Source organism: Oenococcus sp. (genome assembly GCF_047725585.1).
In the GTDB taxonomy this organism is placed as follows: domain Bacteria; phylum Bacillota; class Bacilli; order Lactobacillales; family Lactobacillaceae; genus Oenococcus; species Oenococcus kitaharae_A.
On record NZ_JBDNNF010000006.1, the window covers coordinates 53,769 to 79,757 of the forward strand.

32 protein-coding genes and 1 pseudogene are annotated in these 25,989 nt (G+C 42.6%); 25 read left to right on the forward strand and 8 right to left on the reverse strand.

Annotation, left to right across the window (positions count from 1 at the left end):
- The first annotated feature begins 15 nt into the window (after positions 1-15).
- Positions 16-345 (forward strand): hypothetical protein, encoded by a 330-nt coding sequence (locus ABF487_RS07700; RefSeq protein ID WP_263779205.1) that lies wholly within the window; start codon positions 16-18, stop codon positions 343-345.
- 1 nt (position 346) lies between these two features.
- On the opposite strand, the gene ABF487_RS07705 is transcribed toward ABF487_RS07700, so the two are convergent.
- Positions 347-1,261: an NADP-dependent oxidoreductase gene (locus ABF487_RS07705; protein ID WP_415634951.1), complete on the reverse strand. Its 915-nt coding sequence runs from the start codon at positions 1,259-1,261 to the stop codon at positions 347-349.
- Positions 1,262-1,378: 117 nt separating this feature from the next.
- On the opposite strand from ABF487_RS07705, the gene ABF487_RS07710 reads away from it, so the two are divergent.
- The 6 genes from ABF487_RS07710 (at position 1,379) to ABF487_RS07735 (ending at position 7,113) form a co-directional block, all read left to right on the forward strand.
- On the forward strand, positions 1,379-2,293 hold the full coding sequence (locus ABF487_RS07710) for a lactate/malate family dehydrogenase (RefSeq protein ID WP_415634952.1): 915 nt from the start codon (positions 1,379-1,381) through the stop codon (positions 2,291-2,293).
- 42 nt (positions 2,294-2,335) lie between these two features.
- Positions 2,336-3,481 carry a tRNA guanosine(34) transglycosylase Tgt gene (gene tgt, locus ABF487_RS07715; RefSeq protein WP_263779201.1) on the forward strand — a complete coding sequence of 382 codons (1,146 nt, stop codon included), beginning with the start codon at positions 2,336-2,338 and terminating at the stop codon, positions 3,479-3,481.
- Between the two features lie 36 nt (positions 3,482-3,517).
- Positions 3,518-3,904, forward strand: a complete 387-nt coding sequence (yajC, locus tag ABF487_RS07720) for a preprotein translocase subunit YajC (RefSeq protein ID WP_415625376.1) — start codon at positions 3,518-3,520, stop codon at positions 3,902-3,904.
- 39 nt (positions 3,905-3,943) lie between these two features.
- Positions 3,944-4,636 (forward strand): metal-dependent hydrolase, encoded by a 693-nt coding sequence (locus ABF487_RS07725; RefSeq protein WP_415634953.1) that lies wholly within the window; start codon positions 3,944-3,946, stop codon positions 4,634-4,636.
- Positions 4,637-4,654: 18 nt separating this feature from the next.
- Positions 4,655-5,602: a DHH family phosphoesterase gene (locus ABF487_RS07730; protein WP_007746061.1), complete on the forward strand. Its 948-nt coding sequence runs from the start codon at positions 4,655-4,657 to the stop codon at positions 5,600-5,602.
- A 140-nt stretch (positions 5,603-5,742) separates the two neighbouring features.
- Positions 5,743-7,113 (forward strand): DEAD/DEAH box helicase, encoded by a 1,371-nt coding sequence (locus tag ABF487_RS07735; RefSeq protein WP_415634954.1) that lies wholly within the window; start codon positions 5,743-5,745, stop codon positions 7,111-7,113.
- Between the two features lie 52 nt (positions 7,114-7,165).
- Here the strand turns inward: ABF487_RS07735 and rpsT are convergent, their stop codons facing one another.
- Together rpsT and rpsO are read right to left on the reverse strand one after the other, a co-directional pair.
- Positions 7,166-7,432 (reverse strand): 30S ribosomal protein S20, encoded by a 267-nt coding sequence (gene rpsT, locus ABF487_RS07740; protein ID WP_007746065.1) that lies wholly within the window; start codon positions 7,430-7,432, stop codon positions 7,166-7,168.
- An 18-nt stretch (positions 7,433-7,450) separates the two neighbouring features.
- Positions 7,451-7,720 carry a 30S ribosomal protein S15 gene (rpsO, locus tag ABF487_RS07745; RefSeq protein ID WP_007746067.1) on the reverse strand — a complete coding sequence of 90 codons (270 nt, stop codon included), beginning with the start codon at positions 7,718-7,720 and terminating at the stop codon, positions 7,451-7,453.
- A 228-nt stretch (positions 7,721-7,948) separates the two neighbouring features.
- Here rpsO and ABF487_RS07750 point away from each other — a divergent pair, with 228 nt between their 5' ends.
- From ABF487_RS07750 to ABF487_RS07775, 6 genes and pseudogenes are all read left to right on the forward strand, one after another.
- A complete protein-coding gene (locus tag ABF487_RS07750; RefSeq protein ID WP_415633546.1) occupies positions 7,949-9,847 on the forward strand; it encodes a ribonuclease J in 1,899 nt (632 codons plus the stop codon).
- A complete protein-coding gene (locus tag ABF487_RS07755) occupies positions 9,840-10,799 on the forward strand; it encodes a hypothetical protein (RefSeq protein WP_415634955.1) in 960 nt (319 codons plus the stop codon). Before ABF487_RS07750 ends, ABF487_RS07755 begins: the two co-directional genes overlap by 8 nt.
- 219 nt (positions 10,800-11,018) lie before the next feature.
- Positions 11,019-11,546, forward strand: a complete 528-nt coding sequence (gene infC, locus ABF487_RS07760) for a translation initiation factor IF-3 (RefSeq protein ID WP_415625382.1) — start codon at positions 11,019-11,021, stop codon at positions 11,544-11,546.
- Positions 11,527-11,724, forward strand: coding sequence for a 50S ribosomal protein L35 (rpmI, locus tag ABF487_RS07765; RefSeq protein ID WP_263779190.1), 198 nt, complete (start codon positions 11,527-11,529; stop codon positions 11,722-11,724). The genes infC and rpmI overlap by 20 nt, the downstream gene beginning before the upstream one ends.
- A 22-nt stretch (positions 11,725-11,746) precedes the next feature.
- A pseudogene (gene rplT / locus ABF487_RS07770) lies at positions 11,747-12,148 on the forward strand (50S ribosomal protein L20); the annotation flags it as partial.
- A 108-nt stretch (positions 12,149-12,256) separates the two neighbouring features.
- Positions 12,257-12,337, forward strand: coding sequence for a HeH/LEM domain-containing protein (locus ABF487_RS07775; RefSeq protein ID WP_341348852.1), 81 nt, complete (start codon positions 12,257-12,259; stop codon positions 12,335-12,337).
- Positions 12,338-12,408: 71 nt separating this feature from the next.
- Here the strand turns inward: ABF487_RS07775 and ABF487_RS07780 are convergent, their stop codons facing one another.
- Genes ABF487_RS07780 through ABF487_RS07790 form a run of 3 tightly spaced genes read right to left on the reverse strand, consistent with a single transcriptional unit; the run spans position 12,409 to position 14,181 of the window.
- Positions 12,409-13,425: a peptidyl-prolyl cis-trans isomerase gene (locus tag ABF487_RS07780; protein ID WP_415633544.1), complete on the reverse strand. Its 1,017-nt coding sequence runs from the start codon at positions 13,423-13,425 to the stop codon at positions 12,409-12,411.
- 58 nt (positions 13,426-13,483) lie between these two features.
- Entirely contained in the window at positions 13,484-13,762 is a 279-nt protein-coding gene (locus ABF487_RS07785) for a hypothetical protein (RefSeq protein ID WP_415633543.1), read from the reverse strand.
- Positions 13,759-14,181 (reverse strand): HIT family protein, encoded by a 423-nt coding sequence (locus ABF487_RS07790; RefSeq protein WP_263779187.1) that lies wholly within the window; start codon positions 14,179-14,181, stop codon positions 13,759-13,761. Before ABF487_RS07790 ends, ABF487_RS07785 begins: the two co-directional genes overlap by 4 nt.
- 41 nt (positions 14,182-14,222) lie before the next feature.
- Here ABF487_RS07790 and ABF487_RS07795 point away from each other — a divergent pair, with 41 nt between their 5' ends.
- From ABF487_RS07795 to trmB, 3 genes are read left to right on the forward strand one after another with little or no spacing between them, the layout of a single operon-like run.
- A complete protein-coding gene (locus ABF487_RS07795; protein ID WP_415625385.1) occupies positions 14,223-14,954 on the forward strand; it encodes an ABC transporter ATP-binding protein in 732 nt (243 codons plus the stop codon).
- Complete coding sequence (locus ABF487_RS07800; RefSeq protein WP_415634956.1) at positions 14,951-16,009, forward strand: ABC transporter permease; 1,059 nt, start codon at positions 14,951-14,953, stop codon at positions 16,007-16,009. Before ABF487_RS07795 ends, ABF487_RS07800 begins: the two co-directional genes overlap by 4 nt.
- Positions 15,993-16,658: a tRNA (guanosine(46)-N7)-methyltransferase TrmB gene (gene trmB / locus ABF487_RS07805; RefSeq protein WP_415634957.1), complete on the forward strand. Its 666-nt coding sequence runs from the start codon at positions 15,993-15,995 to the stop codon at positions 16,656-16,658. Before ABF487_RS07800 ends, trmB begins: the two co-directional genes overlap by 17 nt.
- Here the strand turns inward: trmB and ABF487_RS07810 are convergent, their stop codons facing one another.
- Entirely contained in the window at positions 16,659-16,982 is a 324-nt protein-coding gene (locus ABF487_RS07810; RefSeq protein ID WP_415625388.1) for an LPXTG cell wall anchor domain-containing protein, read from the reverse strand.
- A gap of 39 nt (positions 16,983-17,021) precedes the next feature.
- On the opposite strand from ABF487_RS07810, the gene ytpR reads away from it, so the two are divergent.
- The 5 genes from ytpR (at position 17,022) to ABF487_RS07835 (ending at position 21,994) form a co-directional block, all read left to right on the forward strand.
- Positions 17,022-17,630 (forward strand): YtpR family tRNA-binding protein, encoded by a 609-nt coding sequence (ytpR, locus tag ABF487_RS07815; protein ID WP_415634958.1) that lies wholly within the window; start codon positions 17,022-17,024, stop codon positions 17,628-17,630.
- A gap of 6 nt (positions 17,631-17,636) precedes the next feature.
- A complete protein-coding gene (gene murC, locus ABF487_RS07820) occupies positions 17,637-18,962 on the forward strand; it encodes a UDP-N-acetylmuramate--L-alanine ligase (RefSeq protein WP_415633839.1) in 1,326 nt (441 codons plus the stop codon).
- Positions 18,963-19,030: 68 nt separating this feature from the next.
- Entirely contained in the window at positions 19,031-19,753 is a 723-nt protein-coding gene (locus ABF487_RS07825) for a Bax inhibitor-1 family protein (RefSeq protein ID WP_263779178.1), read from the forward strand.
- A 111-nt stretch (positions 19,754-19,864) separates the two neighbouring features.
- A complete protein-coding gene (locus ABF487_RS07830) occupies positions 19,865-21,379 on the forward strand; it encodes a peptide chain release factor 3 (protein ID WP_415634959.1) in 1,515 nt (504 codons plus the stop codon).
- Between the two features lie 57 nt (positions 21,380-21,436).
- A complete protein-coding gene (locus ABF487_RS07835) occupies positions 21,437-21,994 on the forward strand; it encodes a hypothetical protein (RefSeq protein ID WP_415634960.1) in 558 nt (185 codons plus the stop codon).
- 38 nt (positions 21,995-22,032) lie between these two features.
- On the opposite strand, the gene ABF487_RS07840 is transcribed toward ABF487_RS07835, so the two are convergent.
- Complete coding sequence (locus tag ABF487_RS07840) at positions 22,033-22,509, reverse strand: ribonuclease H family protein (protein WP_415634961.1); 477 nt, start codon at positions 22,507-22,509, stop codon at positions 22,033-22,035.
- 53 nt (positions 22,510-22,562) lie between these two features.
- On the opposite strand from ABF487_RS07840, the gene ABF487_RS07845 reads away from it, so the two are divergent.
- The 4 genes from ABF487_RS07845 to ABF487_RS07860 are packed head-to-tail and all read left to right on the forward strand — an operon-like array spanning position 22,563 to position 25,915.
- Entirely contained in the window at positions 22,563-23,789 is a 1,227-nt protein-coding gene (locus ABF487_RS07845; RefSeq protein ID WP_415634962.1) for an FtsW/RodA/SpoVE family cell cycle protein, read from the forward strand.
- Complete coding sequence (gene rsmD, locus ABF487_RS07850) at positions 23,786-24,358, forward strand: 16S rRNA (guanine(966)-N(2))-methyltransferase RsmD (protein ID WP_415634963.1); 573 nt, start codon at positions 23,786-23,788, stop codon at positions 24,356-24,358. Before ABF487_RS07845 ends, rsmD begins: the two co-directional genes overlap by 4 nt.
- Positions 24,351-24,824: a pantetheine-phosphate adenylyltransferase gene (gene coaD / locus ABF487_RS07855; RefSeq protein WP_415626119.1), complete on the forward strand. Its 474-nt coding sequence runs from the start codon at positions 24,351-24,353 to the stop codon at positions 24,822-24,824. Before rsmD ends, coaD begins: the two co-directional genes overlap by 8 nt.
- A complete protein-coding gene (locus ABF487_RS07860; RefSeq protein WP_415625398.1) occupies positions 24,821-25,915 on the forward strand; it encodes a SepM family pheromone-processing serine protease in 1,095 nt (364 codons plus the stop codon). Before coaD ends, ABF487_RS07860 begins: the two co-directional genes overlap by 4 nt.
- The last annotated feature ends 74 nt before the right edge of the window (positions 25,916-25,989 follow it).

Sequence of the window (25,989 nt, forward strand, 5' to 3'; positions counted from 1 at the left end):
GGGCCAGATAAATTCATGGATGAAAATAAAGTACCGGCAACTATAGAAGCTGTCAGAGACCGCGTGACTTTGATGAATGCGCGCGGATTTAAAATTACCGAAGATGAGGTCATCGATCAGTCTATCAAGGAAGGTCTGCAAGCGATTGTTGATGAATTGTTAGACGGGGATTATTTCACGATACAACTAATTAATCCAAAGACTTTCGACATCCTTGGTTTGAAAGGCAACTTGGAAGGGCAGATTTTTGCCAAAGGCAGCAGTTTCACGCAGGACTTTAAAAATAATGCGGACCAGGTCTGGGATTCTTTATGGGATCAGGCTGACAAAATTGTCGGCAGATAATTTAAAATTCTAAGACCAATTTGCCAAGAGGATGTCCTTCTTGAAAAATTGTGTGAAACTTTTTTAGGTTTTCCAGATTAAATTTGTCGCTTTGATTAATCTTGACAACGATGCTGCCGGCACTAATATCGGTCAGCAGATCTGCTAAGGTTTGACCTGAATTCAAGTAGAAGGCTCGGCTATCAAACGGCGCTGATCCAGCTTTTGCTGTTAAATCCTTTGTCGTGACTAATTTTCCCTGCGCTTTCAATAGCTGCAGGGATTTTTCTTGTGTTTGACCGCCGATCGGATCCACAATGGCATCAACTTTGTCAGTCATTTGCGTGAAGTCTTCAATATGATAGTCAAAAACATGAATGGCCGGGTCATATTGCTGCAAAAATGTCTTGCCCTTGCTGCTGGCTGTGGCGTAAATTTGGCTGGCACCGATCTCCTTGGCCTTTTGAATGGCGGCAAAGCCAACCGAACCGCTCCCGCCGTGGACAAGGATGCTTTGGCCCTTTTGGAAATCCAGTTCCTCTGTAACTGCTTGATACCCCGTCTGATAGCCTAATGCGACGGCTGCTGCTTGGACAAAAGTCACATTGTCTGGGATTATAGCTGCTTGTTTTTCTAAAACGGTCAACCGCTCTGCATAACTACGCAGATGGGGGCTGGCAGCGATACGGTCACCAACGGCAAAATTTGTGACTTCAGACCCGATTGCCAACACGATACCGGCCGTACTAGAACCAAGAACCGTTGGCAGTTTGTCTTCACCACCATATAAACCCTGCCGGTAGGCAACATCATATGGATCAATAGCCGTGGCGTAATTTTTGATTAATAATTGATGCGCTTTTAGCGGCGGCAGTTCCTTACTGCCTTCATAAAAAACATCCACATTACCAAATTGATTAATTTCGATTACTTTCATGCCAAAACCTCCTGATATGATCATTCTGTTTCCAACAATAATTATAGTTGGATCATTTTTAAGTAAGCGGTAACATTAATCACCATTTTCACTATAATTGAAAAAGGGGTTAAACTCATGCGCAAAATTGCAATCATTGGAATGGGGCACGTTGGATCGACGCTGGCTCACATCATCACTGACCGAGGGCTTGTCGACGAGCTTGTCCTATTGGACATTAACAAACTGCATTTACAGGCAGAGCTGCTGGATTTTTTGGATGCGCAATCTTTTCTTCCGTCGCATACAAAGATTATCGCTGGCGATTACGCAGATCTTGGTGACGCCGATATCGTTGTCAGCACTTTTGGAAATGTTCATCTGACTGCCCAAAGCAGTGATCGTTTCGCCGAGCTGGCTTTTAATCTGAAACAAATCAAGTCCATGGCTGCCCAACTGCGTGCAACCCATTTTCACGGTGTTTTCTTAACTATTACAAATCCCGTCGATGTGATTACAGGCGTCTATCAAAGAGAACTTGGCCTGCCCAAAGAACAGGTATTTGGCAGCGGGACTTATCTGGATACATCGCGATTAAAGCGAGAAATCGGCCAGCGCTTTGATCTGGACCCGCGTTCAGTCACGGGCTTTGTCGTTGGCGAACATGGCGACTCTCAGTTTCCGGCCTGGTCATCAATTCGGATCTTGGATAGGCCTATTCTAGAAATTGCCCAAGAACGCGGTATCGAAGTTAAGGATTTAGCGCTGGCAACAAAAAAAGATGCTTTTCAAGTTGTTCAAGGCAAGGGCTATACAAATATTGCTGTTGCAAGCGCTGCTGCCAGTTTGATTGAGTCGGTGCTGACTGATAGCCATCGTGAAGTGGTAGTGTCGCGTTATAATCAAAAATTCGGTATTTACATCTCTTTGCCGGCGATCATTGGCCGAAAAGGGATCGTCAGTGAGGTTTATCTGCCTTTAAATCCTGAAGAAACGGCCAAATTAAAGCAGAGTGCCCAGTCGATTATCGAAGAGACGAAACTGTTTCAATGAATTTTCTAACGAATTCTGCGGCTTTGTCATACAATAAAAGCTATGACTAAATCTCCCGTAAGCTATGAATTATTGCATGTCGACAAACATAGCGGTGCCCGTCGAGGCATTATCCATACGCCTCATGGTGATTGGCAGACGCCGATGTTTATGCCGGTGGGCACCCAGGCAACGGTTAAATCAATGCAGCCGCGTGAATTAAAGGAAATCGGGTCGCAGATTATTTTGGCAAACACTTATCATCTTTGGATCCGGCCTGGGGATGAACTGATTAAAAAGGCTGGCGGCCTACACAAATTCATGGATTGGGATCAGGCTATTTTGACCGATTCCGGTGGTTTTCAAGTATTCAGTTTGGCAGACACACGATCGATTACAGAAAAAGGCGTCACTTTTAAAAACAATATCGATGGTTCGACAATGTTTCTTTCACCGGAAGTTGCCATGAAGATTCAAAACAATCTGGGCCCGGATATCATGATGCAGTTGGACGAAGCGGTTCCATATTTTGAAACCTATGATTACATCAAGGAATCAACCGAGCGGTCTGCACGTTGGGCATTAAGGGCTTTAAAAGCACATAAGCGCCCTGATGAACAGGCCTTGTTCGGGATTGTTCAAGGCGCTGGTTTTAAAGAACTGAGGCAAAATTCCGCCAAGGATCTCGCATCTTTGGATCTGCCCGGTTATGCGATTGGCGGTCTTTCGGTTGGTGAATCAAAAAAAGAAATGAACCGTGTTTTAGATTTTACAACGCCTTGGCTGCCAGAAGATAAGCCGCGATATCTGATGGGTGTGGCCGCACCGGATTCGTTATTTGACTCGGTAGCACGCGGTATTGATATGTTTGATTGTGTGCTGCCAACGCGAATTGCTCGTAAGGGCAGCCTCATGACACGCTTTGGCCGGATTGTGATCACAAATCATAAATATAAAGACGATTTTAGTCAATTGGATCCGGATTTAGATGATTATGCTTCCACACATTTCACAAAAGCCTATCTGCACCATCTCTTTAATACCAATGAATTACTGGGTTATAATTTGGCTTCAATGCACAATCTGCGTTATCTGTTAAAATTAATGGCAGATATGCGGACCGCAATCGAAAATGACCAATTTTTGGATTTTCGGGCTCAAGTGTTAGAAGAATACGGTTATAACAAACCTAATGCACGCCTTTTCTAAGGCAATTTTGCTAAAATTATTATCTGGAGGAAATTTATGTTCGAAAATTTGATCGTCTTGGCGGCAAGGTCAGGATTCTCATCTTGGCTGCCAATGATTCTTATCTATGCCGTCTTGATAGGTGGCATGTTCTGGTGGACTTCTCGTCGCCGCAAGCAGATGGCTCAGCGCCAAGAAGAGATGCACAATGGTCTCGTTAAGGGCGCGTCAGTTGTCACGATCGGTGGTCTTCACGGTATTGTGGATTCGGTTGATAATGATAAAAAAATTGTCACACTGGATGTTGAAGGCGTTTTCCTACCCTTTGATCTCCGTGCGATTGCTAAAATTGGGCCTGCCGCATCATCGGTCGATACCAAAATCACGGCTGATGTTAAAAAGCCTGATGAAGCAGACAAAAAAGATACAGATAAAGAGAAGTAACTAGCTGACGTTTAGTCAGCTTTTTTTGAGGAGACAATCATGAAAATTACTTATTTTGGACAGAATGCTTTTCAAATCAAAAGCGGGCAGACGACGATTCTGATTGATCCTTTTCTGACTGGCAATAAACACACACATGTGGATCCAAATAGTCTTAATCCAGATTATATTTTGTTGACTCACACGCATGGCGACCATGTTGGTGATGCTTTTGATATTGCACGTCGGACTGGCGCTTTGATCATCACTCAGACTGATTTCGCTGATTATATGAATAACACTCTACCTGAAGCCAAGGACTGCCATGCCGAGAGCGTTAATTTTGGCGGTACGTATACCGGCCGGGATTTTACAATGAAAATGTATCCGGCTTGGCATACCGATGCGCGCTTGGTCAAAGGCTTGCTAGTTCCTTTAGGGACGGCCTGCGGCATGGCACTGACGATTGAAGATAAATTGATTTATAACACAGGCGATACGGCCTTGTTTTCCGATTTGAAATTAGTCGCTAGAAAACGGCCTGTTGATCTGGCTATGATCTGCATTGGTGGTCATTTTACAATGGACGCTGATGATGCCGTCGTGGCAGCTGAATTTTTGCAGGCCAAACACGTCATTCCGACACATTACAATACTTTTCCGGCTATCCAGGCCGATCCGCAGAAGTTTATCGACAATTTGCCAGCAGGAAGCGGTCTATTGCCTGCATTTGATGAGGAATTTGTCTTCTAATTCAGATAGACTAGAGACATGGACTTTCAAGAGCAAGTATTAAAACAAGTAGAAAAATATCAAACCATTATTATTCACCGCCATCAGCGACCCGATCCTGATGCTGTTGGTTCTCAATTAGGTTTAAAAGCCGGACTCCAAGCGGCTTTTCCTGAAAAAAATATTTATGCTGTCGGTAAAGAGATCACAGGTCTGAGCTGGGTCGGACAAATGGACAAAATTGCCGATTCAGTTTACGAAAACGCCCTCGTGATTGTAATTGACACGGCTAATCGCGATCGCATTGATGATGATCGTTACAAAAAAGCTGATTACCTGATCAAGATTGATCATCATCCTAATGACGAGCCTTTTGGCGATTTAATGTGGGTCGAGCCGGAACGTTCTTCAAGTTCAGAAATGGTGGTTTATTTGCTGGATGGCAATGCACCACTCTCACTGACAGAAGAGGCGGCACGTTTTCTCTACATTGGCATTACGGGTGATACTGGGCGCTTTATGTATGCTTCGACACCAGAGACTTTTATTGCCGTCAGCAAGTTGTATCACTTTCATAATGATTATTCAGCGATTAATCGGCAGATGTCTTCAATCAGTTTGGTACAGGCACGCTTCTCCGGTAAAGTCTACAACGATATGAAGGTTGAAGACCAAGTCGGCTGGATCACTTTGTCGCGAGCCGAGATCGAAGCCGGGCATTTAGGCAGCGAAGGCAGTAATTTTATTGTTGGTATGTTTGGCTCGATTAAAGAGGTGCTTGTTTGGGCCAATTTTATCGAAAACGATGATGGCACTTACCGTGTTCGTCTACGCTCAAAAGGGCCGAATGTCAATGAGATTGCTAAATTGCATAATGGCGGCGGTCACGACATGGCAAGTGGCGCAAAAGCGAAAGATTTAAAAGAAATTGATCAGATTGTTTCCGAGCTTAAAAAGGCTGCCGCTGATTTCAAAATTTTGGCTTGATTTTTTTATGATCACTGATAATTTATTCTGAAACTGTTAGACTTATGAGTGCTGGTCTGAAAAGACTAAACGCTTTTACATCATTTAGTAATTTTAAATAGCGATCAGAAATGCGGATTTTTTCGCAGTAAATAAAGTTAATGACAAATCAATTTGGACAATTCAATTTAAAAAAAGAAATCGTCGCGGCAATTGACGGTATTTCTTTTATAAAACCAACTAAGGTACAGCAGCGTTTAATTCCTTCTATTTTAGCTGGCCGTGATGTCGTTGGACAATCACAGACAGGGTCGGGTAAGACACATGCTTTTTTGCTACCGATTTTTAATGCTTTGGATCCAGCGCTGGATGAAGTACAAGCTGTGATTACATCGCCTTCGCGTGAACTGGCTGAACAATTATATGAGGCATTTCGTGCTTTTCAAAAAGCTTTGGTAAAACTTGATCCGCGGTTCGATGCTTTACGAATTGTAGACTACGTTGGTGGGACCGACCGTGTCAAACAGACGAATCAATTGGAAAAAAAGCAGCCGCAGGTTGTCATTGGCACACCGGGCCGTTTAAAAGATTTTTTGAGCCAGAATTTGCTTTTAGTGAATCATAATCGTTTTTTCGTTGTTGATGAAGCTGATATGGCTTTGGATATGGGCTTTTTGGGGGACGTCAATACAATCGCCAGTGCGATGCCAGCGGATTTGCAAATGCTGGTCTTTTCAGCGACAATCCCTGATAAGCTCACGCCTTTCTTAAGAAAGTACATGAAAGAACCGATAATCGAAGAGATTCCGGTTTCAACGGTTGTTAGCGATACAGTCGAGAACTTACTGCTGGCTACTAAATCAAAGGACAAAAATGAGGTTATTTATGACTTGCTGACACGCGGCGAGACATATCTGACAATTGTGTTTGCTAATACCAAGGAGCGTGTTCGCGAATTGGCCAAGTTTTTAGAAGCACAAGGATTAAAAGTAGCTGAAATCCGTGGCAATATTGAACCGCGTGAACGTCGTCGTGTTATGCGGCGAGTCAAAAATCAGGAATTTCAATATGTTGTTGCGACTGATTTAGCAGCTCGCGGCTTAGATATTCAAGGCGTCTCAGAAGTTATTAATGATGATATTCCAACCGATTTGGAATTTTTCATTCATCGTGTTGGGCGTACCGGTCGTAATGGTATGTCTGGAACTGCAATTACCTTGTATGGGCCAGACGAAGAGAGCAAAGTGGTTGAACTTGAAAAATTGGGAATTCATTTTCAAGCCAAGCAGCTGAAAAATCACGAACTCGTCGATGCCAAAGATCGTAATCGTCGTCACGTACGTCGTCTAACCCCCAAAAAGTTGGATCCTGAGATGATTGGCTTGGTTAAGAAGAAAAAGGCGCACGTTAAGCCTGGTTATCGTCACCAAATTAAAGGCGCAATTAAATTTAAACAATTAAAAGATAAAAAAGTCAGTCAGCGCACAGCAGCGCGTATTTCACGCAAAGAGCGCCGTTCTGAATCAAGATAAAATAAAAACCCGGCCTGTATAAGATCGGGTTTTTATTTATGCTTGAACAGCTTTACTTGCTGCTAGCAGACTTGAGCAATTTGTACAAGCGAGCCTTATCACGAGCTGCTTTGTTCTTTTTGATCAAGCTTTTGCTTTCAGCTTTGTCGATTGCTGCACTGGTCTTGCTGTACAAACTTTCCAGATTGTCAGCACCAGCAGCAACGGCTTTTTCAAAGTTTTTGACGGCAGTCCGGTAAGCACTGATTTGTGGGATACGGACGGCACGTTCTACTTTGGTCAAGCGTTCGCGCTGAATTGAAGATTCAATAATTGGCATTTTTTCCTCCTAAAAATATTAACGACGAAGTCCGAGCTTCGAAATAAGTTCACGATAACGAGCGACATCATTTGTGCGCAAGTAACGCAGCAAATTACGACGATGTCCGATTTTCTTCATGAGACCACGCTGTGAAGAAAAATCGTGCTTGTTAGCGCTCATGTGGTTATTCAGTTCGTTAATGTCAGCAGTCAAAACAGCCACTTGAACTTCTATAGAACCGGTATCACCCTCGCTGCGGGCATATTCTTTAATGATCTGGTTCTTTGCTTCTTGAGTTAAAGCCATGTCTACCTCCTCAATATTTCCGATTACCTGGTTGTTCGTAAGGGTAAGTCCGCGAACAACTAAGCAAAGGGATCGCTGTCCTGTATAAGACAGCTCCTACATTGTATCAAAAGATGAAAGATTTTACATCCTTGGTTAAGTCCTGTAAAATGAATTTAACGAAACTCTCTTGGACTAACGGCTAACGCGTCCGGAAAACAGATTCGCAATTAAATATTGAGGTTATTAATGGTAAATACTAGTTTAAGTATCATTCCCTTCGGCGGTGTCCGTGAAAACGGAAAGAATATGTATGCCGTGACCGTGAATGACGAAATTTATATTTTGGATGCTGGATTAAAGTATCCTGAAACAGATCTTTTAGGGGTTGATGTTGTCGTCCCTGATTTTAATTATCTGATTGATCATGCTGATCAAGTTGTTGGTGTCTTTTTGACACATGGCCATGCTGATTCGATTGGTGCGCTGCCATATCTATTGGAAGCATTGCGTGTACCGGTCTTTGGTACGGAATTTACTTTAGCTTTGGCCAAAGAGCAGGTAGCAAAACGGCCTTCTTTGTCCGATTTTAATGATTATAATGTCATTACGCCAGATTCAGTTGTTGAATTTGGTAAGACAAAAGTGTCCTTTTTCAGCACGACACATTCAATTCCGGAGTCTGTCGGGATTGTCTTGGAGACTGAGTACGGCCAGGTTGTCTACACTGGCGACTTTAAGTTTGATAATACGGCACAAGTTCCTTATAAAACCGATTATGCCCGTTTGACACAAATCGGCCAGCGTGGCGTGCTGGCACTCTTAGCTGATAGCAATGGTGTTGAATTACCAGGCGAGTCTGCAAATGAGTCTGCCATCGACGAATTTGTTTTCCAGACATTTCGTGAAAATGCCGATCGCCGGATTATTGTTGCAACAGTTGCTTCTAATGTTCAGCGGATTCAAGAAGTGATCAATGCTTCTTTTCAGACAGGCCGCAAAATCGCTATTTCTGGCAATGACTTAGAACAAGTTGTCAAGACAGCTTTGGATTCCAAGCGTCTTCAGCTGCCAACCAGCTACAATAAATTGTTTACAAACATCAAGAATTTGAAGTCGGTTGAGCCGAACAAATTAGTTATCTTGGAGACGGGCAAGATGGGCGAGCCTATTCGTGATCTGTGGCGGATGGCTAATGGCGATGACCGCTATGTTTCCTTTAATGATAAGGATTTGATCTTTATTGCGACGACACCGTCTGTTGCCAGCGAATCAATTATGGCCAAGACGCGCGATATGATTTTCCGTCGTGGTGCCAACGTGATTTCAATTAAGGATCATGTTCATTCGTCTGGGCATGCTAGTCAAAACGATCTTCAGTTTATGCTGAACTTTATGAAGCCGACTTATTTCTTCCCAGTTTCCGGTGAATATCGTGTCTTCTCAGTTGCTGATTTTCTGGCCCAGGAAGTCGGTATCAAAAAAGAAAATATCTTCCTTTCAATGAAAGGGGATCAGTATAAACTAAATCCAGAGACCAAGCAGTTCAAGCTTGAGGATTCCTTTGAAGTCGACGACACGATGATTGATGGCTCTGGCAACACTGATGTCGGAAATATTGTCCTTCGTGATCGCAAGATGTTGTCTGAAGACGGTGTAGTCATTGCAGCCGCAACAATTGACCGTAAGAAGAAAAAGGTGGTTGCAGCGCCAAGAATTACGACTCGCGGCTTTATCTTTGTTAAGACTAATCGTGATTTGATTCATGATTCCGCTAAAGCAATGGTGGACCAGATCGAGTTGTATTTGGCCAACAGTGAAGACTTTGACTGGAACGATCTAAAATCAGGCGTTAAAGAAGCCCTATCTAAGTTCTTCTATGAAAAGACCAAGCGCCGTCCAGTTGTGATGCCTGTTGTGATGGAAGTTAATCAGAACCGTCGTCCTAACAATAAAAAGAAGGGCGATAACGCTAGTGCCAAAAAAGAAGCAGCCGAAGATACCAAGAAACCCGCTGGCAGCAAGAACCGCAAGCCGCGTCAACGTGTCAAGTCGACACCACGTTCCATTCGTCCTAAGAAGGAGACGATGGAGAAAATTAACGCACAATTAGCCGAAAGGAAACAATTAGAAGAAAATAATGTCTGAAAACCCTCAAAAACTGAGTTTTGATCAATTGGTTCAGCAGGGGCAGCTAGAATTTGACCACCAAAATTTCCATCAAGCTGCCTCTTTTTTTGAGATGGCCTACAACCAAAAGCAGGAAATCGACTTGAACCGTATTTTGGTTGGTACTTTATATGAAGACCAGCAGTTTAGCTTGGCTAATGTTTATCTGCAGGATTTTTTGGATGATTATTTGAACACAGAGCGTTTATTCAAGCTGGCTATTAACGTTCTTTTAAAGAATCAAAACTTTATTTATGCTCGGGAAATGGCCGGCTTTGCTGACCCGATTTGGGCTGCGGCAGCCATAGAGCAGATCGAAAACGAAGAAAGAATTATTCGTACTCAAATGGCGGTGACGCAAAAAGAACTGGTACAGTCTTTTTACCACTTGTCGGATGGCGATTTTGCCAAACAGCGTCAACGTTTTGAAAGTTCGTTCAAATTACCTTTGCATGAGTGGTGGAGCGGCAGCAAGTTTTTGTTGTTGGATCCTTACATCAATCCTTTAATCCGATCTAGTCTGATAGAGACAGCACAAAAGCTGCAGATTGACGAAAAGGTGGACTTTTATTGGATTGATCATAAAATTTATCAGGTAAATCCCAGCAAAATCAAGCCGCTATTGGCATTGCCCGAATACACGAAACTCAAGAAACGTTTGGATGAGGAACTAGGTGCGGATGATCCAATTGCTAACGACATGCTGACTTCCAATCTTAGAATGCAGACGAGTTTGTTGTATCCCAAAATTTCCGCGGGTATTTTTGAAGGAGATTATTGGATTGATGAAATGATCAATCAATATCAGGGTGCCGATCGTCTATCCCGCATGTCGGATAGTCAGCGCAAAATTTTTGATCAAGTTGAAAAAACCATTGATGAAATTGTCCGCAGTGAACATGCAGCGGATGATCATGCACCAAAAAGGTAAATGTGGTATTATAGTAGGGTTGAATTAAGTAGAGGTACCCGCCTCTCGCCTCATGTGGAACACCATGTTGGCAAATCATTCTTTTGAGGCGGGTTCTGCATGTTTGCATGACTCGCTTTTTCTAACTAAAAATGGAGGATTTTTCTTATAGCACGACCACAGCAACGGCCTAAGCGCCAAATAGATCTTGTCAATGAAAACATTCACTTCCATGAAGTGATGTTGATTGATGGCGGATCACAAAAGGTTATGAGTACTCGCGATGCTCAAAAAATCGCTAGTCAAAGGAGTCTTGATCTGGTTATTGTTCAAGCTAAGGCACAGCCGCCTGTAGCTAGAATTATGGACTGGGGCAAGGTGAAGTTTGAACAGCAGAAGAAGCTTCGTGAGAACAAAAAGAAGCAAGTTATTGTTCAAACCAAAGAAGTTCGTCTCAGCCCGGTTATCGGGGAAGGCGATTTCGAGACTCGGCAGAAGGCAGCAACGAAGTTTTTGAGTGCTGGTAATAAAGTCAAATTGAATTTACGTTTTCGTGGACGAATGATGACACACCAAGATGTTGGCCGCAAGGTACTGCTTAAGATGGCGGACCAGCTCAAAGACTTGGCTAATATTGACCAGATGCCCCAGCTATTAGGCAGACAGATGTCGCTTCTGCTTTCACCGAAGCCCGAGGTTATTAAGAAAGTACAATCCGAAAAGAAAAGCAAGATAAAGGAGAATCAAGATGCCAAAGATGAAGACTAGTCGCGCTTCAGCAAAGCGTTTTAAGAAAACTGCGTCAGGTGGTTTTAAAAGTGGACAAGCTTTTACTTCTCACCGTTTTCACGGTAAGACTAAGAAACAGCGTCGCCAGTTGCGCGGCACTGCTATGATGAACAGAATTAACGTTAAGCGTTATGCAAAAGTTTTAAGTACCCTATAATTTTTGGTCAAGGAGAGAAACTATGCGAGTTAAAGGAACAAATGTTACGCGTATTCGTCGTAAAAAAATGATCAAGTTGGCCAAAGGCTATCGTGGTCAGCGTCATATTAATTTTAAAGTTGCCAAACAACAGGTTTGGAAGTCTTATCTATATTCTTATCGTGATCGCAAGAACGTTAAACGTGATTATCGTAAGATTTGGATTGCACGTATTAATGCAGCCAGCCGGATGAACGGTATCTCATATTCTCAGTTAATGCATGGCTTGAAGCTGGCTGGTATTGATTTGAACCGTAAGATGCTTGCTGAATTGGCTGTTACTGATTTTGCTACTTTCTCGAAACTAGCTGACGCAGCTAAAAAGCAGGTAACAGCACCAGTACGTAAAGCTGCTACTTTAGCTGTCGATATCAAAGTTGAAAGAATTGAAAACGGTGGCGCAAAACCTGTCGTTCTTGAGCCTGGCAAAAAAGTTGAAGAAGCAGAAGTAGCCACACTTGTTAAGCCTACGGCAAAGTCAACAGTAGCTGACATTAAAGCTTTTCTCGATGCAAGTAATATTAAATATCCAGCATCAGCAAAGAAAGCCGACTTATTAGCTTTAGTTAAGTAAGCCAAGCTTACATAAATTAAAAGCCCGATCTCATTATGAGATCGGGCTTTTAATTTAGTTTCATCAACTTATTATTTTTTACTAGATGAAGTACTAGAACTTTCAGAAGATGAGCTGGAAGAGGTTGATGAGCTGTTTTTCGAAGACGAACCGCTTGGTGCTGGTAAGCTACTGGATGAACTGCTACTGCTAGAAGTATTAACTAGATATTGCTGAATGGCGTTTTGCAGGGCTGGATATTGCTTTCCCTTAAATTGCACATTGTTTTTGTTTAAGACGCGGCTGATGACTCGCTGCACCTTTTGAGTGTTATTGCTGTTGTTGACCCAACTATTAATCAGCGAATTAGTCAGAATAGTGCGATAGCTGTTTAAAGACTGTTTCTTTGCTTTTGAGTTCAAACGGATAATCGCGTATTCGGAGCCAGTCTGGACGGCACTAGTCGTGTAGGTGCCTACTTTCAGTTTTGCAGAAGCGCTGACAATTGCAGGAGCAAGTGCCGTCGAAGTTGAATCAAAGCTTGGCATTCTGCCACCCTTGGATGCGGTAGCGGTGTTAGTCGAATGGCTTTTGGCCTGTGAAGCAAAGCTGCGACCTGCTTTTAAGTTTTTCAGGACCGTATCGGCATCTTTGCTATTGGCTACTGTGATGATAGAGACGTTCATTCTTGGCGTGTAATTCTTATAAGCTTTCTGGAGCTGTGAAGCGCTGATTTTATGGTAATTTTTGGCAGCTTCAACCAGCAGCAGTTGAGTACGAATTTGTCCTCTGAATTGGCTGGCTGTAGTTCCTTGTTGTGACAGGAAAGCGGACCAGGAACTTCCATATTGGGCTCTCTGTTCTTGATAGGCCCGGTTGACTTCTGTGCTGGAGACGGAATTTCCGTAGAGATGCTCCAGCGAATTATTGATGACCATGCCAACGAATATCTGCTGGCCAGTCGACGTCGCAGTCACAGATGACATATATTGGGCTTCTGTCACTGCACCGCCTCGAGAGGTGACCAGGACTTTTGAAGTATTTAAAGTAAGATAGGCAACGCCGGCCAAAAATAAAAGCACGACCGCTGTCCAAACAAATTTACGCATAATTCCCCCGTTAATTTATAACCCTTTAATTCTAACGGAACTTAGCATGTAACTCAAATCATTTTTTGTGAAAAGGATATTTGACAGTTGATAGTTCTTCCTGCAGGCTTTGTTGGTCTTTAGCCAACTGAGACTGGAGCTGTGCCATCTTATCTTGTGCCTGCTCTAGTTCGTTGGACATATCCTGAATATTCTGTTTCTGCTCGGGCATGATCTTGATCAACGTTTTGACGGCAGAAACAGCTTTTTTTATGACATCGAGTTCTGTTTTTAAACGAACAAAAAAGTCGTCCAGCAAGTCATTTAAGGAATGATTGTTTTTCTTATGTTCGGTCATTTGAATTGGGCGCGGATTGCATCTGCAATTTCCTGATATTTTTTGTCGTTGTAATCACTGGAATGATCAACCTCTTTTGGCCGGTTCAGACCATCCCCTTCAAAACGCGGAATTAAGTGCCAATGGGAATGAGGGACCGATTGACCAGCGATGGCACCGTTATTAGAGAGAATATTCATACCGATAATTTTTGGATTGGCGGCTTTGATGGCACGGGCAATCTTCGGCAGCTTGCTGAGAACTTTTGCTGCCAATTCGTCATCGTAATCAAAAATGTTATCAACATGCTTCTTAGGCACGACTAAAGTATGTCCCGGTGTGGATTGCGCTAGATCCAAAAAAGCTAAAACATCCTCATCTTCATATACTTTATAGCTGGGAATTTCGCCAGCAATGATTTTATCAAATACATCTGTCATGCCTATATTATATCGGTCTGTTAGAATTTAATCGAATAACTATGACATTAGAAGTTTCCCATTTGACCGGTGGTTATGGTCAAGCAAATACAATTGAAGATATTTCTTTTACGGTGGCATCCGGCACTCTGACAGCCTTGATTGGTTTGAATGGGTCTGGCAAAACGACGACGATTAATCATCTGATCGGTATTATGCAGCCAAAGACGGGTCAAATTATTTTTGATAATATTGATAGTCAAAAAGAACCTGTTCGTTATCAATCTGCTTTGTCCTACATTCCGGAATTGCCCGTCGTTTATGAAGATCTGACACTCAATGAGCACGTCCAGACAACGATTGCGGCATACCATCTTGATGAGGAAAAGGCTGAAAGTGATGCTCAGCGTCTGTTTAAAATTTTTCGCTTGGAGAATAAAGGGGACTGGTTCCCAATTGATTTTTCAAAGGGAATGCGTCAAAAAGTTATGATCGTGATGGCATTATTGGCTGATACGCCGCTTCTGATCATTGACGAACCTTTCATTGGATTGGATCCACTGGCTGTTGCTGACCTGATTGATTTATTGAAAGAAAAAAAAGCTGCCGGTAGCACAATTCTCATGAGTACGCACGTTATTGCTGGCGCTGAAGAATTTGTGGACCAATTCTTGTTATTGGATCAAGGCAAAATTCGTGTACGCGGTCATTTGAAGGATATTTTTCAGGCCTTTCCCAAACAGCAGACAATTGATGGCGTTTACTATCAGTTGGCTAAAGAGGCTGAAAAATGACTCGGGTGTTCGCATCCCGCCGGCAAAGGTCTTTTCAGCGAAACATGCGTTATTTAAGCCGGGCTTTTAACGATCAGTTTATTGCGTTTTTATTTATTGCCTTGGTTTTTGGCGGTTACGAGTACCTGCATCATCTTTCGGCCATCGGCCATAGTTTTTTTACAATGCCGGTGTTGCTAACAATCAGTCTGGTTAGTTTATTTCTGGGACGATTGGCTACTTTTTTTCAGGAGGCAGATCGGATTTTTCTCATTTCTGACCTTCGTGAGATCAAGCAATATCTTAAAGCAGCTCTGATTCGGTCGATTTGTGTTTCAGTTGTGATTCAGCTGATGATTAGTTTAGCAATGCTGCCAGCACTTTTAGCCATTTTAAATGTTTGGATAACCTGTTTATATGTTGCATTTTGGCTAGTTATCAAAATTTTTCTACTGCTTCTTAGTTATCGAAAAATTTGCCCTGACAGTAGAATTGCCTGGATTTACGCCATTGATTTAGAAAAACGACGTGTTAATCAGCTGAACCTTTTCTTGAACTTTTTCACCGATGTCAAAGAAATTAAACACGATAACCGGCCCAGCCGCCTGTGGGATTGGCTGATTAAACGTTTACAGAAATTTAATCGGAGTTTTTACTGGATTTTATTTACCAGGTATTTTTTCCGCAGCCGCCAATTAATTGGGCCTGTGTTTTTTGTCAGTTTTTTGGGAATTATGCTGACCCTATTTCTGCCTTCGCTTTTTTCAGCTGCCTGTGCCGGCCTGTTTATCTTATTTGCGCTAGCTTACCAGCTGAAAAGTGTTTTTCATCATTTTGATCACCATTTGATGGTCCTAAGTTATCAAACAGATCTTGAGGCTAAATTGGCCGATTTTCAGCTTCTTGCAGTCAAAATCTATTCACCGGTGGTTCTTTGTTTATCCCTGTCCTTGCTGCTGACACATCGAACAACTGCATCTGCGTATGCCATCTTTGCTTTTATCTTATTTGCATGGTTGATTATCAAGGGTTATCTGCCGCGTCTGGTAGGATTTAAATATGCGACTAAGAAGTAAAAAATGGGCCAAGCCCTTTATCAGCAGCCATCCAGAATTGGTCATCAAAAATGATCAGGCTGGGCAGTTAAGAGGGCGGTGGCAGGCACGCTTTAAAAATGATCATCCAATTTATCTGGAAATTGGATCGGGAAAAGGGCAGTTTATTTTGGAAAACGCTCTGGCATATCCGGAAATCAATTTTATTGGTTTGGAACTCCAACCGACCGCTGTGGCAATAGCTAGCAAAAATGCCCTGGAAAAAGATCCAGATATCACAAATCTCAAATTAATTTACGGTGATGGTGCCGATGTCAGTCATTATTTCGCCGATGGCGAAATCGCAGGTATTTTCCTGAATCATAGCGATCCCTGGCCAAAGGCCAAACACGAAAAAAGGCGCTTGACTGCAGCAAATTTTCTGTCCTCATATGCGCGAATTTTGCAGTCCAAGGGTACTTTGGAATTTAAAACAGACAATTTCGGCTTGTTTCAATATTCTCTAAGCAGTTTCAAGGATGCCGGCCTGAATTGGTCAGCCGAGGACATCAGCTATGATCTGCACCATGAATTAGCCAAACATCCCCATAATATCGAGAGTGAGTACGAACAAAAATTTGCTGAAATGCATCAGCCGGAGTACTGGGTCAAAGCATCCTTTCCGTCTTAATTAATCATTTGCATTTTTGACGTAAAGAATCTCGCTTGTATCAGCATTAGCGATAAAATCAATTTTTTTTGTTTCGCCAGCATCGCTTGTAATCCAGGCGCCGCCCATATAGACAGCTTTGACATCATAATCATCACTGCCGGTCCGCTGGCCGTTTATCCAAGCATGAGAGACTGTTCCTTGTGCCGATAGCGATTGTTTAACCTGATCTAGAACCTGATCAGCATTGTTATTTTTAATTTTCTTAGCTAGGAGCCAGGAAAGTCCACCAGCGAGGGCAAATCCAATTCCGGCCGCAATTAAGTTGTTGTGATTTTTACTCATGCCAATAATTATATGGTTTTTTTGTTTTAAGATATAAATATGCTCGTTGCGGATTATAATTCGGGGACTCTGATCGTTTTTCTGGCAGCAGAAAAACCCGATTCAGTTGTCGAAACAAAAGACAATATCATACGAATTTCAAAAGAAGGGAAGACACTGGCTTACCATTTTACTGATCTGTCATTTTCTAAGCCGGGGCCTGTCACGCTAGATTCCGACACAATTAAAAAACTTAATCAAAAGTTAACTGATGCTGGATTTGAGGCAGAACTATCTCCTGATTTGCAGCCGAAGTTTGTGATTGGATTGGTTCAGTCGATTGAAAAACATTCAAACTCCGATCATTTGGCGATTGCTCAAGTGGCTATTTCCAAGGATAAAAGCATTCAAATCGTCTCTGGCAGCCCGAATCTGCGCACAGATGTTAAGACGGTTGTCTGCCTACCGGGTGCCATTCTGCCATCCGGTAAAATTATCTGGCCAGGCCAGTTGCGTTCTGTTGATTCTCAAGCTATGATGGCTGCGCCAAGAGAATTAGGTCTGAAAAACGCACCCGATCACCCAGGTATGATTATTCTGCCGGATGACTTTGGCAATGTTGGCGATCCTTTGGATTTTAATAGAGCAAATGAATTGGAGTTTGATTAAGCGATTATGACAACATATTATTTTATCGGAATTAAAGGAACTGGTATGGCCAGCCTGGCATTGATTCTGCATGACCAGGGCAATACAGTACTAGGTTCGGATATCGACAAAGAAACTTTCACGCAGTTTCCACTCCTCAAAGCTGGGATTCGGATTACTGCTTTTGACCCGGCTCTCATTCAGGCTGATTATACCGTCGTTAAAGGCAATGCTTTTCCCGATAACCATCCACAGGTTTTAGCTGCTAAAGCACTTGGGGCGCGTTTGCTAACCTATCCAGAGGCTGTTGAAGAAGTCATTTCCCGTCACTTTTCGATTGCTGTTGCTGGTGCTCACGGCAAGACAAGCACGACCAGCCTTTTAGCACACATTCTTTCCGGCCGGCCGGAAGGTGTCAGTTATTTGATTGGGGATGGTGTTGGCAAAGGTATTGCTGACTCTAAATATTTTGTCGTCGAAGCCGATGAGTATGAACGTCACTTTCAGCCCTATACGCCGAATGTTGCGATCATCACGAATATCGATTGGGATCACCCGGATTATTACGAGAACTTAGATGATGTTGAAAAAGCTTTTTCGGAGTTTTCTGATCGTGTCAGTCAGACTATTTTTGCTTATGGCGAAGATCCTGAAATTCACCGCCTTCAGCCCAAAAGAGCCAAAATGCTTTATTACGGCCTAGAAAAAAATGATGATATCTATGCTGGCGATATCTTAGAAAAACCCGAAGGAAGCTATTTTACCGTCTTTAATCAAGGCAATGAACTTGGTCGTTTCTTTACAAGGATTGAGGGGCAGCATGGTATCTTGGATACCTTGGCTGCAATTGCGGCAGCTGACAGTTTAGGATTGACCGTCGAAGAAATCCAATCTAAAGTCGCTTCTTATACGGGTGCCAAACGCCGCTTTGCTATTAGCCAAGTTGCTGATTTGACGATTGTGGATGATTACGCGCATCATCCTAATGAGATCAAAGCAACAATTGACGCAGCACGTCAGAAATTTCCAGACAAACGGCTCGTTGCAATCTTTCAGCCGCATACTTATACACGCGTCAAAGCGTTTAAATCCGAATATATTGATGTGCTTAGAGCCGCTGATAAAGTCTACATCACACCGATTTTTGGTTCTCTTCGGGAAAAAGCAGGACAAGCAAAAAGTGAAGATATTTTAGAAAAATTGCCTAATGCCGCAACCATTCTGACTGAAGAGAATGCTTTTCATGAGTTGAGTGCTGAGCATGGCGCCGTCCTGTTGTTTATGGGGGCTGGTGATATTGAAAAGTATGAGGACGCTTTAACTCAGGGTTATCAAAAGATTCAAGAAAAATAAAAAAGGTCAGTAATAGTCAGACAAAAATTTTAAGATCCTGTTATAATTAATTTCAAAAGGAGGTTAGAATGCAAAATTTTTCTAACAATCGAGTTTTGAAAGATGTGACAGATTCGACCAGACAAGCCGGGTTGGCTGCTTTCTTTCAAAGGACTTATGCATATATGGGCGGTGCCTTGCTGATTACCTTCGGTTTGGCCTACCTTTTGGCCTATCCGCTGGCTTCACAGATAGCTAATTTTTATCAAAATAGCGGCATGCTGACTTGGATTATTCTGGCAATCGCACAATTTGCGGTTGTGATCATGATTGGGCGCAATGCCTTGAAGAATCCTGCTTTAGCACTAGCCGGTTTATTAGTTTATGCAGTTATTGAGGGCCTCTTCTTCGGTGTTATTTTTGCTGTCACCAGCCTGTCATCAATCGTATCTGCTTTTCTAGTTGCAGCTGTTGATTTTGGTGCCATGTCTTTGTATGGCTTTATCACGAAAAAGAATCTAGCTTCTTGGGCACCGATTATGTTCGGTGCACTGATTGCTTTATTTGTTGGCTTAATCATCAGCATCTTTGTTCCCGGCTTTAGTTTGATTATTTCAGTCTTGGGTATTCTTGTTTTTAGTGCCTATGCTGCTTATGACAATAATCGTTTGAAGCAGATGTATTTCCAGCTTCAAGGCCAAGGAAACGAGACCACAAACGGGTTGGCCATTGCCGGTGCATTAAATCTTTACCTTGATTTCATTAATTTGTTCTTGTTCCTGCTCAGACTTTTTGGCAATCAGAGAAACTAGTGAAATTAGTTTATCTTGAAATTCCGCTCGCAAAAGCGGAATTTTTTTGCTGTTATCAAAGAAGAATAGTTAAAGTTAATTAAGAGAACTCATAGAAAACGGAACAAATAAATGGTTAAAACAACGAATGAATACAAAAATCGCGTGACATTCGCGATTATTTCCCACCCGGATGCCGGGAAGACGACATTGACTGAGCAGCTGCTGCTTCATGGCGGCGTGATCAGACAAGCCGGAACAGTCAAGGGCCGCGGGTCAAACAAGATGGCTTCTTCAGATTGGATGGCTATCGAGCAGCAGCGTGGCATTTCTGTCACTTCTTCAGTACTGCAGTTTGATTATGCCGGCAAGCGAATTAATATTTTGGATACACCTGGACATGAGGATTTTTCAGAAGACACCTATCGAACATTGATGGCTGTGGACTCAGCTGTCATGGTCATCGACTCTGCCAAGGGTATTGAACCTCAGACGAGACGATTATTTGAAATTGTAGCAAAAAGAAAAATCCCGGTTTTCACTTTCTTTAACAAATTAGACCGTGACGGCCGCCAAGCCTTTGATTTGGTTGATGAGCTTGAAAAGACCCTAGGAATTGAAGCCTGCCCGATGAATTGGCCGGTTGGATCTGGTCAATTGCTGCAGGGCATTTATGATTTGCAAGCGGACAAATTAATTAAATACAATCATACAAAAGAGCTTGATCAATCGGTATATGATGAAGCTCAGACTGAGATTCAGTTATTAAAAGAGGCTGGAAACAAGTTGGATGAGGATAAAGTCATGCACGGCCGGCAGACTCCTGTCTTTTTTGGTTCTGCTTTAGCCAATTTTGGTGTGGAACAATTTTTAAATGAATACCTGAAATATGCGCCAGCGCCGTCAGAAAAACCAACGATCGATGGACAGGAAGTTCAACCTGATGATCCGCAATTTACGGCTTTTGTTTTTAAAATCCAGGCCAATATGAATCCGAATCACCGAGACCGAATTGCTTTTGTCCGAATTGTGTCGGGAAATTTTGTCAAGGGCATGGAAGTAACATTAGCCAGGAACGGAAAAAAACTGAAATTGAGTAATGTGACCGAATTCCTGGCTGATGAGCGGGAAAACATTCAAAACGCCGTTCCGGGGGACATTATTGGCTTGTATGATACCGGTAATTTTCAGATTGGTGATTCCATTTTTTCTGGTAAAAAAAGAGTCGAATTTCAACCGCTGCCGACTTTTACACCAGACCTCTTTAATCGTGTTCTGGCTAAAGATGTCATGAAACAAAAGACTTACCACAAAGGGATTAATCAATTAGTGCAGGAAGGCACGGTTCAGCTTTTTCAATCTTGGCGGGGACAAGAATATATTTTAGGTGCCGTTGGTCAATTGCAGTTTGAAGTTTTTCAGTTTAGGATGGCCAATGAATACAATTCACAGGTCATTTTTGAACCGATTGGCAAAAAAATTGCGCGCTGGATTGATCCTGAAGATTTAGACGAAAAAATGAACAGCAGCCGATCGTTATTAATGCGCGATCGGAAGGGTGACCCGGTTATTTTGTTTGAAAATCAATTTTCATTGAATTGGTTCGCTGATAAATATCCCAACGTCAAGCTGCAGGCAAAGCTGTAACTATTTGTCACATTTATCATTTTTTGCTAAAATTTGTCTCGTTAGCAAGGAGAGAAAATGCCAGAGAAGAAAACGACGACTGCTAAGAAAGCGGCTGTTAAAACTACAGAACCAGTTAAGAAAGCTGCTGTAAAGAAGACTGCTGCTAAAAAGACAGCCGTTAAAGCCTCGTCAACTGCCAAAACAACGGTCAAAAAGGCATCGGCAGCGGCTAAAAAAGGACCTGCAAAGACATCTACAACTCTTAAGAAAACAGCCACTAAGGCCGCAGCCGTTAAAAAGCCGGCCAGCAAAGCTGCCACGGCTGTTAAACAAACAGCTGTTAAATCTGTTGCAAGAAGTAAAAAAACAGCCGTAAAAACAACAGCTGCTGCAAAAAAGGCAGTTGCGCCCAAGGTTAAAAAAGTTGTCAAAAAAACAGCAGCTGTTAAGCCCGCTGTTGAAAAATCAGCTGAAAGAATTTCTGAAAAAGCTGTGCAGGCTGTTAACGAAACGGTTAAACCGGTTGTTGATCAAGCCAAGGAAACAGCTGAAAAGGCTGTTAAAAGCGCTGAACCAGCTGTTCATGAAACGAAGTCCTGGTTTGCTAGATTGCTAGATAAATTCAGAAAGTAAGTTCCAGAGAATTGGCCTGAGGCCTTTTTTTATTGCTCTTAATGATGCTGGTCCATCTCATTATTCAGCATCTCATCCACTCGGATGTTACCGGAGGTATTTTGATGTCCTTTGACCCACTTGAGTGTGAGACGAGGTTTTAATTTGATATACAGTGGATAAAGTGTCTGCCAGAGAGCAAGATTGGGCCGATCCTGGCCTTTTCTGATCCAGCTGTTCAGCCAGCCTTTTGACATTGGATCCAAAACGTAATGCGAGTCGCTAATGAGAAGAATTGGCTTCTCATCAAATATATGGTTGCCAAGAATTCTTTTGAAGGCCTCTAAAATTGCTGTTAATTCCATGGCGTTATTGGTTGCACCGAGCTGAAAGCCGGAGGCAGTTAATTCGTGATCCTGGTATTTGATCAGATAAGCCCAAGCGGATAAATCATTATTTTTAACATGCTGGCCTAATTTATTGCCTGTGTTGCGGTTTCCGCCATCGGTGTAAACCGTAATCTGTAAATCATTCATGATTTTATCTTGCCACAGTTTTAAAAGATAAATTCGATTGTTAGAATAAATGGGTGAATAAAATATTAAAACAAATAGATTGGCTGCTCATCGGACCTTTTTTATTTTTGAGCGTGATTGGTATTCTAGTTGTTTTCTCGGCTTCTTCTGCGTTTCCAAGCGGGGCCTTCGGTTTTTTGTTCAGGCAGTCTTTGTTCGCGCTGCTGGGTATACTGACAGTTGCCATCTTTGATTTTTTCATAAAAATAAAATGGCTGGCATCACCAAAATTGGCTTCGATAGCCTTGGGTGCGACTTTTGTTTTACTAGCATTTGCACGGTTTATTTCTTCGCGGTCAGCTGGCACGGGTGCTCATGGCTGGATTGCGCTTCCTTTCTTTAATATTCAGCCGGCGGAGATTTTTAAGATTACGGTCATTTTGTATTTGTCTTCGTTGGCTGCCCGCCGCTTGGATAAATCTGAACGACAGTTAAATAGGAATGTTCAGTCAAAGGTAGTACTACCACCCGCCGGCAAACGATATTTTGGATTTTTACCCTCCCAGATAGCATTTGTGTTAGCTAATTTGCTTTTAGTACTCATCATGCCTGATTTGGGTAACTCTTTGATTGCGTTTTTCTTGATTCTGCTGATTGTTTTTGCTTCCGGCGTTCATTTAAAATGGCTGGCACTCATGCTGCTAACGATCACAACACTTTATCTCTTCCTCCCGACTTTGCTAAATCTGCTTCCGGCCTCTTTTTTAAATGGCAATTTTCAGGCTCGCCGTTTTTTGATATTTTTAAATCCCTGGCCCTATTCGAGCAGTTACTCTATGCAGTTGATTAATTCCTTTTATGCGATTGCTCATGGCGGGCTTTTTGGGGTTGGATTGGGAAATTCAATTGAAAAAATGGGCTATCTGCCAGAAGCGAATACTGATTTTATCATGTCTATTTTTACCGAAGAATTGGGTGCACTGGCATTGTTTCTTGTGGTTGCTGTTTTGATGCTGATGATCGGCAGAATGTTTTACATCGCTTTTCACATTAAAAATAATTTTGGTCGCTTGGTTTTGTATGGTATTGGCAGTTATTTCTTTATACAGGCATTGGTCAATCTTGGTGGTATTATTGGGGCACTGCCGATGACCGGTGTGACATTTCCGTTTATATCTTATGGTGGGTCATCTTTTCTGATAAGCTCAATCTCAGTCGGAATTGCCTGCACCGTCTCTAGGGAATATAGCCGTCAGCAGGCTAGGCAGAAACAAGCAAGCAGAGCAGGAGCTGTTATATGAGAGTCGTAGCTGGAAAAAACCGCGGTATGCGTCTAAAAATGGTTGCCTCTAAATTGACAAGGCCGACAACCGATAAAGTCAAAGAGGCGCTTTTTTCGATTATCACACCATATATTAAAGCTGGTTTGGTATTGGATTTGTATGCCGGTTCTGGTGCTTTGGGTATTGAAGCTGTGTCTCGAGGTTATGCCAAGGCCTATTTGGTTGACCATGCTCGTCCCGCGATCGATGTGATTAGGGCCAATGCGGCAGCAACAAAAAATCCTCAGGCATTTGAAATAATGAAACTGCCAGCCAGCCAAGCTTTGACTAAAATGGCCGAAGAGGGACTGAAATTCGATTTGCTGGTATTTGACCCTCCCTATGCCAAACAGCATATTGCAAACGATGTTGTGCAATTGCAGGATGACGGGCTGCTGAACGAAGATGCTTTGCTCGTAGCTGAGACAGATGAGCATGGCTTTCGCTCGCTCAATGACAATCTTCCGACTGGTTTTACAGTTTTGGCACAGAAGAATTACGGTATGACATATCTGACGATCTTTAAGAAGGACAAAGTCAATGGTTAAGGCAGTATTTCCAGGATCTTTTGATCCGCTCACATTTGGACATTTGGATGTTATCCAACGGGCGGCTAAGTTGTTTGATGAACTGATCATTGCAGTTGGCATTAATACAAATAAGGCAGCTATGTTTGCCACTGACGAAAAGATTAAATTAATCCAAGATAACGTGATGGATTTAAGCAATGTCAAGGTAGTGCCCATGCCCGGACTGACTTTTGAATTTGTCAAAGAAATGTCTGCACAGGTCATTGTCCGCGGCATTCGCAGTGTCCGAGATTATGAATATGAACGCGACATTGCAGAGCTGAATCACCGCTTGGGCAATATAGAGACGGTTCTGCTGCCTTCAAAAGCCGTTTATCAAGATATCTCTTCCTCTAATTTAAAAGAAGTTGCTAAGTTTGGTGCGGACATCAGTCACTTTGTTCCCGAAAATGTCGCAGAACTGATAAAGTTAAAGACTAAATGAAGAGAAAAACATTAGTTACAATTTTATGCAGTTTTGCCGCTACCATGCTGCTGGTCATTGCTGCTGCGGCCTTTCTTTTATTGCCGACCAGTGACTATGTTGAGACACCTGGAGAAGCTGATAACATTCGTAATTTCATGACTGTTGACGGCCAACGGGATCAGACTAAGGGTTCCTTTCGCCTTGTGTCAGTCTATTTATCACCGGCCAATCGTTTAGACTGGCTGATCAGCCGTGTGAATGATACATACTCAATTACGCCTAGAGAAGAAATTCAAGGTGGTGTCTCGAATCGCGTTTATGCAATGATTAGCGAATATCAGATGAAGACGGCTATTTTATCAGCTGAGCAGGTCGCTTTTAAAGCTGCAGGTATGGCGGATCAGCTACACACCACTTATCGTGGTATTTACGTAGCATCAATTGCAAAAAATTCCCGATTTGCAAAAAAAATTAGAATTGGCGATACGATTACTAAAATAGATGGCCGCCACTTTAATAATGCCAGCGGTTATCAAAAATATTTAGCTAATATGCCTAAGGGCAGGATGATTGAACTGACAGTTTTGCGGCAAGGTAAAATTTTGACCTACACTGGGAAAACCGTACACCTGGCAAATACTAAGGACAAAGATTATCCTAAGGGCCGTAGCGGTATCGGTATTAGTCTCGTTGATAATGTTGATGTGATGACACAGCCGGCTGTTGCAGTCAATGTCGGCCAGATTTCCGGCCCTTCAGGCGGTTTGATGTTCAGCTTGCAGCTATATTCTCAACTGACTTCAGAAAATATTAAAAAAGGCCGTAATATTTCCGGTACTGGCACGATTGATGATCAGGGCAGAGTTGGTGAAATTGGCGGTATTGACAAAAAAATTGTTGCTGCACAACGGGCGGGCTCGACAGTCTTTTTTGCACCCTATGTCAAGCCCAGCAAAGCACTGGCAAAATTAACGGGCGGACCGACAAATTGGCAGGTAGCACAGAAAGCTCAGAAAAAACACGCACCGAAAATGGTTTTGGTACCGGTTCGAAATTTTCAGGATGCTCTGAACTATTTAAAAGACGGTACCATTATCAAAACGAAGTAATATAAAAAGTCTCAAAGCCTCTCGGGGCTTTTTTATTTTGCTCAAGAAGTTCGTATAACTACTTCGGGAGCGGA

Excerpts from the sequence above, each read along its gene's own strand:
- ABF487_RS07860 (WP_415625398.1), top strand. The coding sequence starts at position 24,821 with ATGAAGAGAAAAACATTAGTTACAATTTTATGCAGTTTTGCCGCTACC.
- rpsT (WP_007746065.1), bottom strand. The coding sequence starts at position 7,432 with ATGCCAATTATTGAATCTTCAATTCAGCGCGAACGCTTGACCAAAGTA.
- ABF487_RS07755 (WP_415634955.1), top strand. The coding sequence starts at position 9,840 with ATGTCTGAAAACCCTCAAAAACTGAGTTTTGATCAATTGGTTCAGCAG.
- ABF487_RS07825 (WP_263779178.1), top strand. The coding sequence starts at position 19,031 with ATGCAAAATTTTTCTAACAATCGAGTTTTGAAAGATGTGACAGATTCG.
- ABF487_RS07710 (WP_415634952.1), top strand. The coding sequence starts at position 1,379 with ATGCGCAAAATTGCAATCATTGGAATGGGGCACGTTGGATCGACGCTG.
- ABF487_RS07790 (WP_263779187.1), bottom strand. The coding sequence starts at position 14,181 with ATGACAGATGTATTTGATAAAATCATTGCTGGCGAAATTCCCAGCTAT.
- coaD (WP_415626119.1), top strand. The coding sequence starts at position 24,351 with ATGGTTAAGGCAGTATTTCCAGGATCTTTTGATCCGCTCACATTTGGA.
- rpsO (WP_007746067.1), bottom strand. The coding sequence starts at position 7,720 with ATGGCTTTAACTCAAGAAGCAAAGAACCAGATCATTAAAGAATATGCC.
- yajC (WP_415625376.1), top strand. The coding sequence starts at position 3,518 with ATGTTCGAAAATTTGATCGTCTTGGCGGCAAGGTCAGGATTCTCATCT.
- ABF487_RS07700 (WP_263779205.1), top strand. The coding sequence starts at position 16 with ATGGATGAAAATAAAGTACCGGCAACTATAGAAGCTGTCAGAGACCGC.
- ytpR (WP_415634958.1), top strand. The coding sequence starts at position 17,022 with ATGCTCGTTGCGGATTATAATTCGGGGACTCTGATCGTTTTTCTGGCA.
- ABF487_RS07735 (WP_415634954.1), top strand. The coding sequence starts at position 5,743 with ATGACAAATCAATTTGGACAATTCAATTTAAAAAAAGAAATCGTCGCG.
- ABF487_RS07830 (WP_415634959.1), top strand. The coding sequence starts at position 19,865 with ATGGTTAAAACAACGAATGAATACAAAAATCGCGTGACATTCGCGATT.
- murC (WP_415633839.1), top strand. The coding sequence starts at position 17,637 with ATGACAACATATTATTTTATCGGAATTAAAGGAACTGGTATGGCCAGC.
- ABF487_RS07810 (WP_415625388.1), bottom strand. The coding sequence starts at position 16,982 with ATGAGTAAAAATCACAACAACTTAATTGCGGCCGGAATTGGATTTGCC.
- infC (WP_415625382.1), top strand. The coding sequence starts at position 11,019 with ATGTTGATTGATGGCGGATCACAAAAGGTTATGAGTACTCGCGATGCT.
- ABF487_RS07800 (WP_415634956.1), top strand. The coding sequence starts at position 14,951 with ATGACTCGGGTGTTCGCATCCCGCCGGCAAAGGTCTTTTCAGCGAAAC.
- rsmD (WP_415634963.1), top strand. The coding sequence starts at position 23,786 with ATGAGAGTCGTAGCTGGAAAAAACCGCGGTATGCGTCTAAAAATGGTT.
- ABF487_RS07795 (WP_415625385.1), top strand. The coding sequence starts at position 14,223 with ATGACATTAGAAGTTTCCCATTTGACCGGTGGTTATGGTCAAGCAAAT.
- ABF487_RS07705 (WP_415634951.1), bottom strand. The coding sequence starts at position 1,261 with ATGAAAGTAATCGAAATTAATCAATTTGGTAATGTGGATGTTTTTTAT.
- ABF487_RS07750 (WP_415633546.1), top strand. The coding sequence starts at position 7,949 with ATGGTAAATACTAGTTTAAGTATCATTCCCTTCGGCGGTGTCCGTGAA.
- trmB (WP_415634957.1), top strand. The coding sequence starts at position 15,993 with ATGCGACTAAGAAGTAAAAAATGGGCCAAGCCCTTTATCAGCAGCCAT.
- ABF487_RS07785 (WP_415633543.1), bottom strand. The coding sequence starts at position 13,762 with ATGACCGAACATAAGAAAAACAATCATTCCTTAAATGACTTGCTGGAC.
- ABF487_RS07840 (WP_415634961.1), bottom strand. The coding sequence starts at position 22,509 with ATGAATGATTTACAGATTACGGTTTACACCGATGGCGGAAACCGCAAC.
- ABF487_RS07780 (WP_415633544.1), bottom strand. The coding sequence starts at position 13,425 with ATGCGTAAATTTGTTTGGACAGCGGTCGTGCTTTTATTTTTGGCCGGC.
- tgt (WP_263779201.1), top strand. The coding sequence starts at position 2,336 with ATGACTAAATCTCCCGTAAGCTATGAATTATTGCATGTCGACAAACAT.
- ABF487_RS07835 (WP_415634960.1), top strand. The coding sequence starts at position 21,437 with ATGCCAGAGAAGAAAACGACGACTGCTAAGAAAGCGGCTGTTAAAACT.
- ABF487_RS07730 (WP_007746061.1), top strand. The coding sequence starts at position 4,655 with ATGGACTTTCAAGAGCAAGTATTAAAACAAGTAGAAAAATATCAAACC.
- rpmI (WP_263779190.1), top strand. The coding sequence starts at position 11,527 with ATGCCAAAGATGAAGACTAGTCGCGCTTCAGCAAAGCGTTTTAAGAAA.
- ABF487_RS07725 (WP_415634953.1), top strand. The coding sequence starts at position 3,944 with ATGAAAATTACTTATTTTGGACAGAATGCTTTTCAAATCAAAAGCGGG.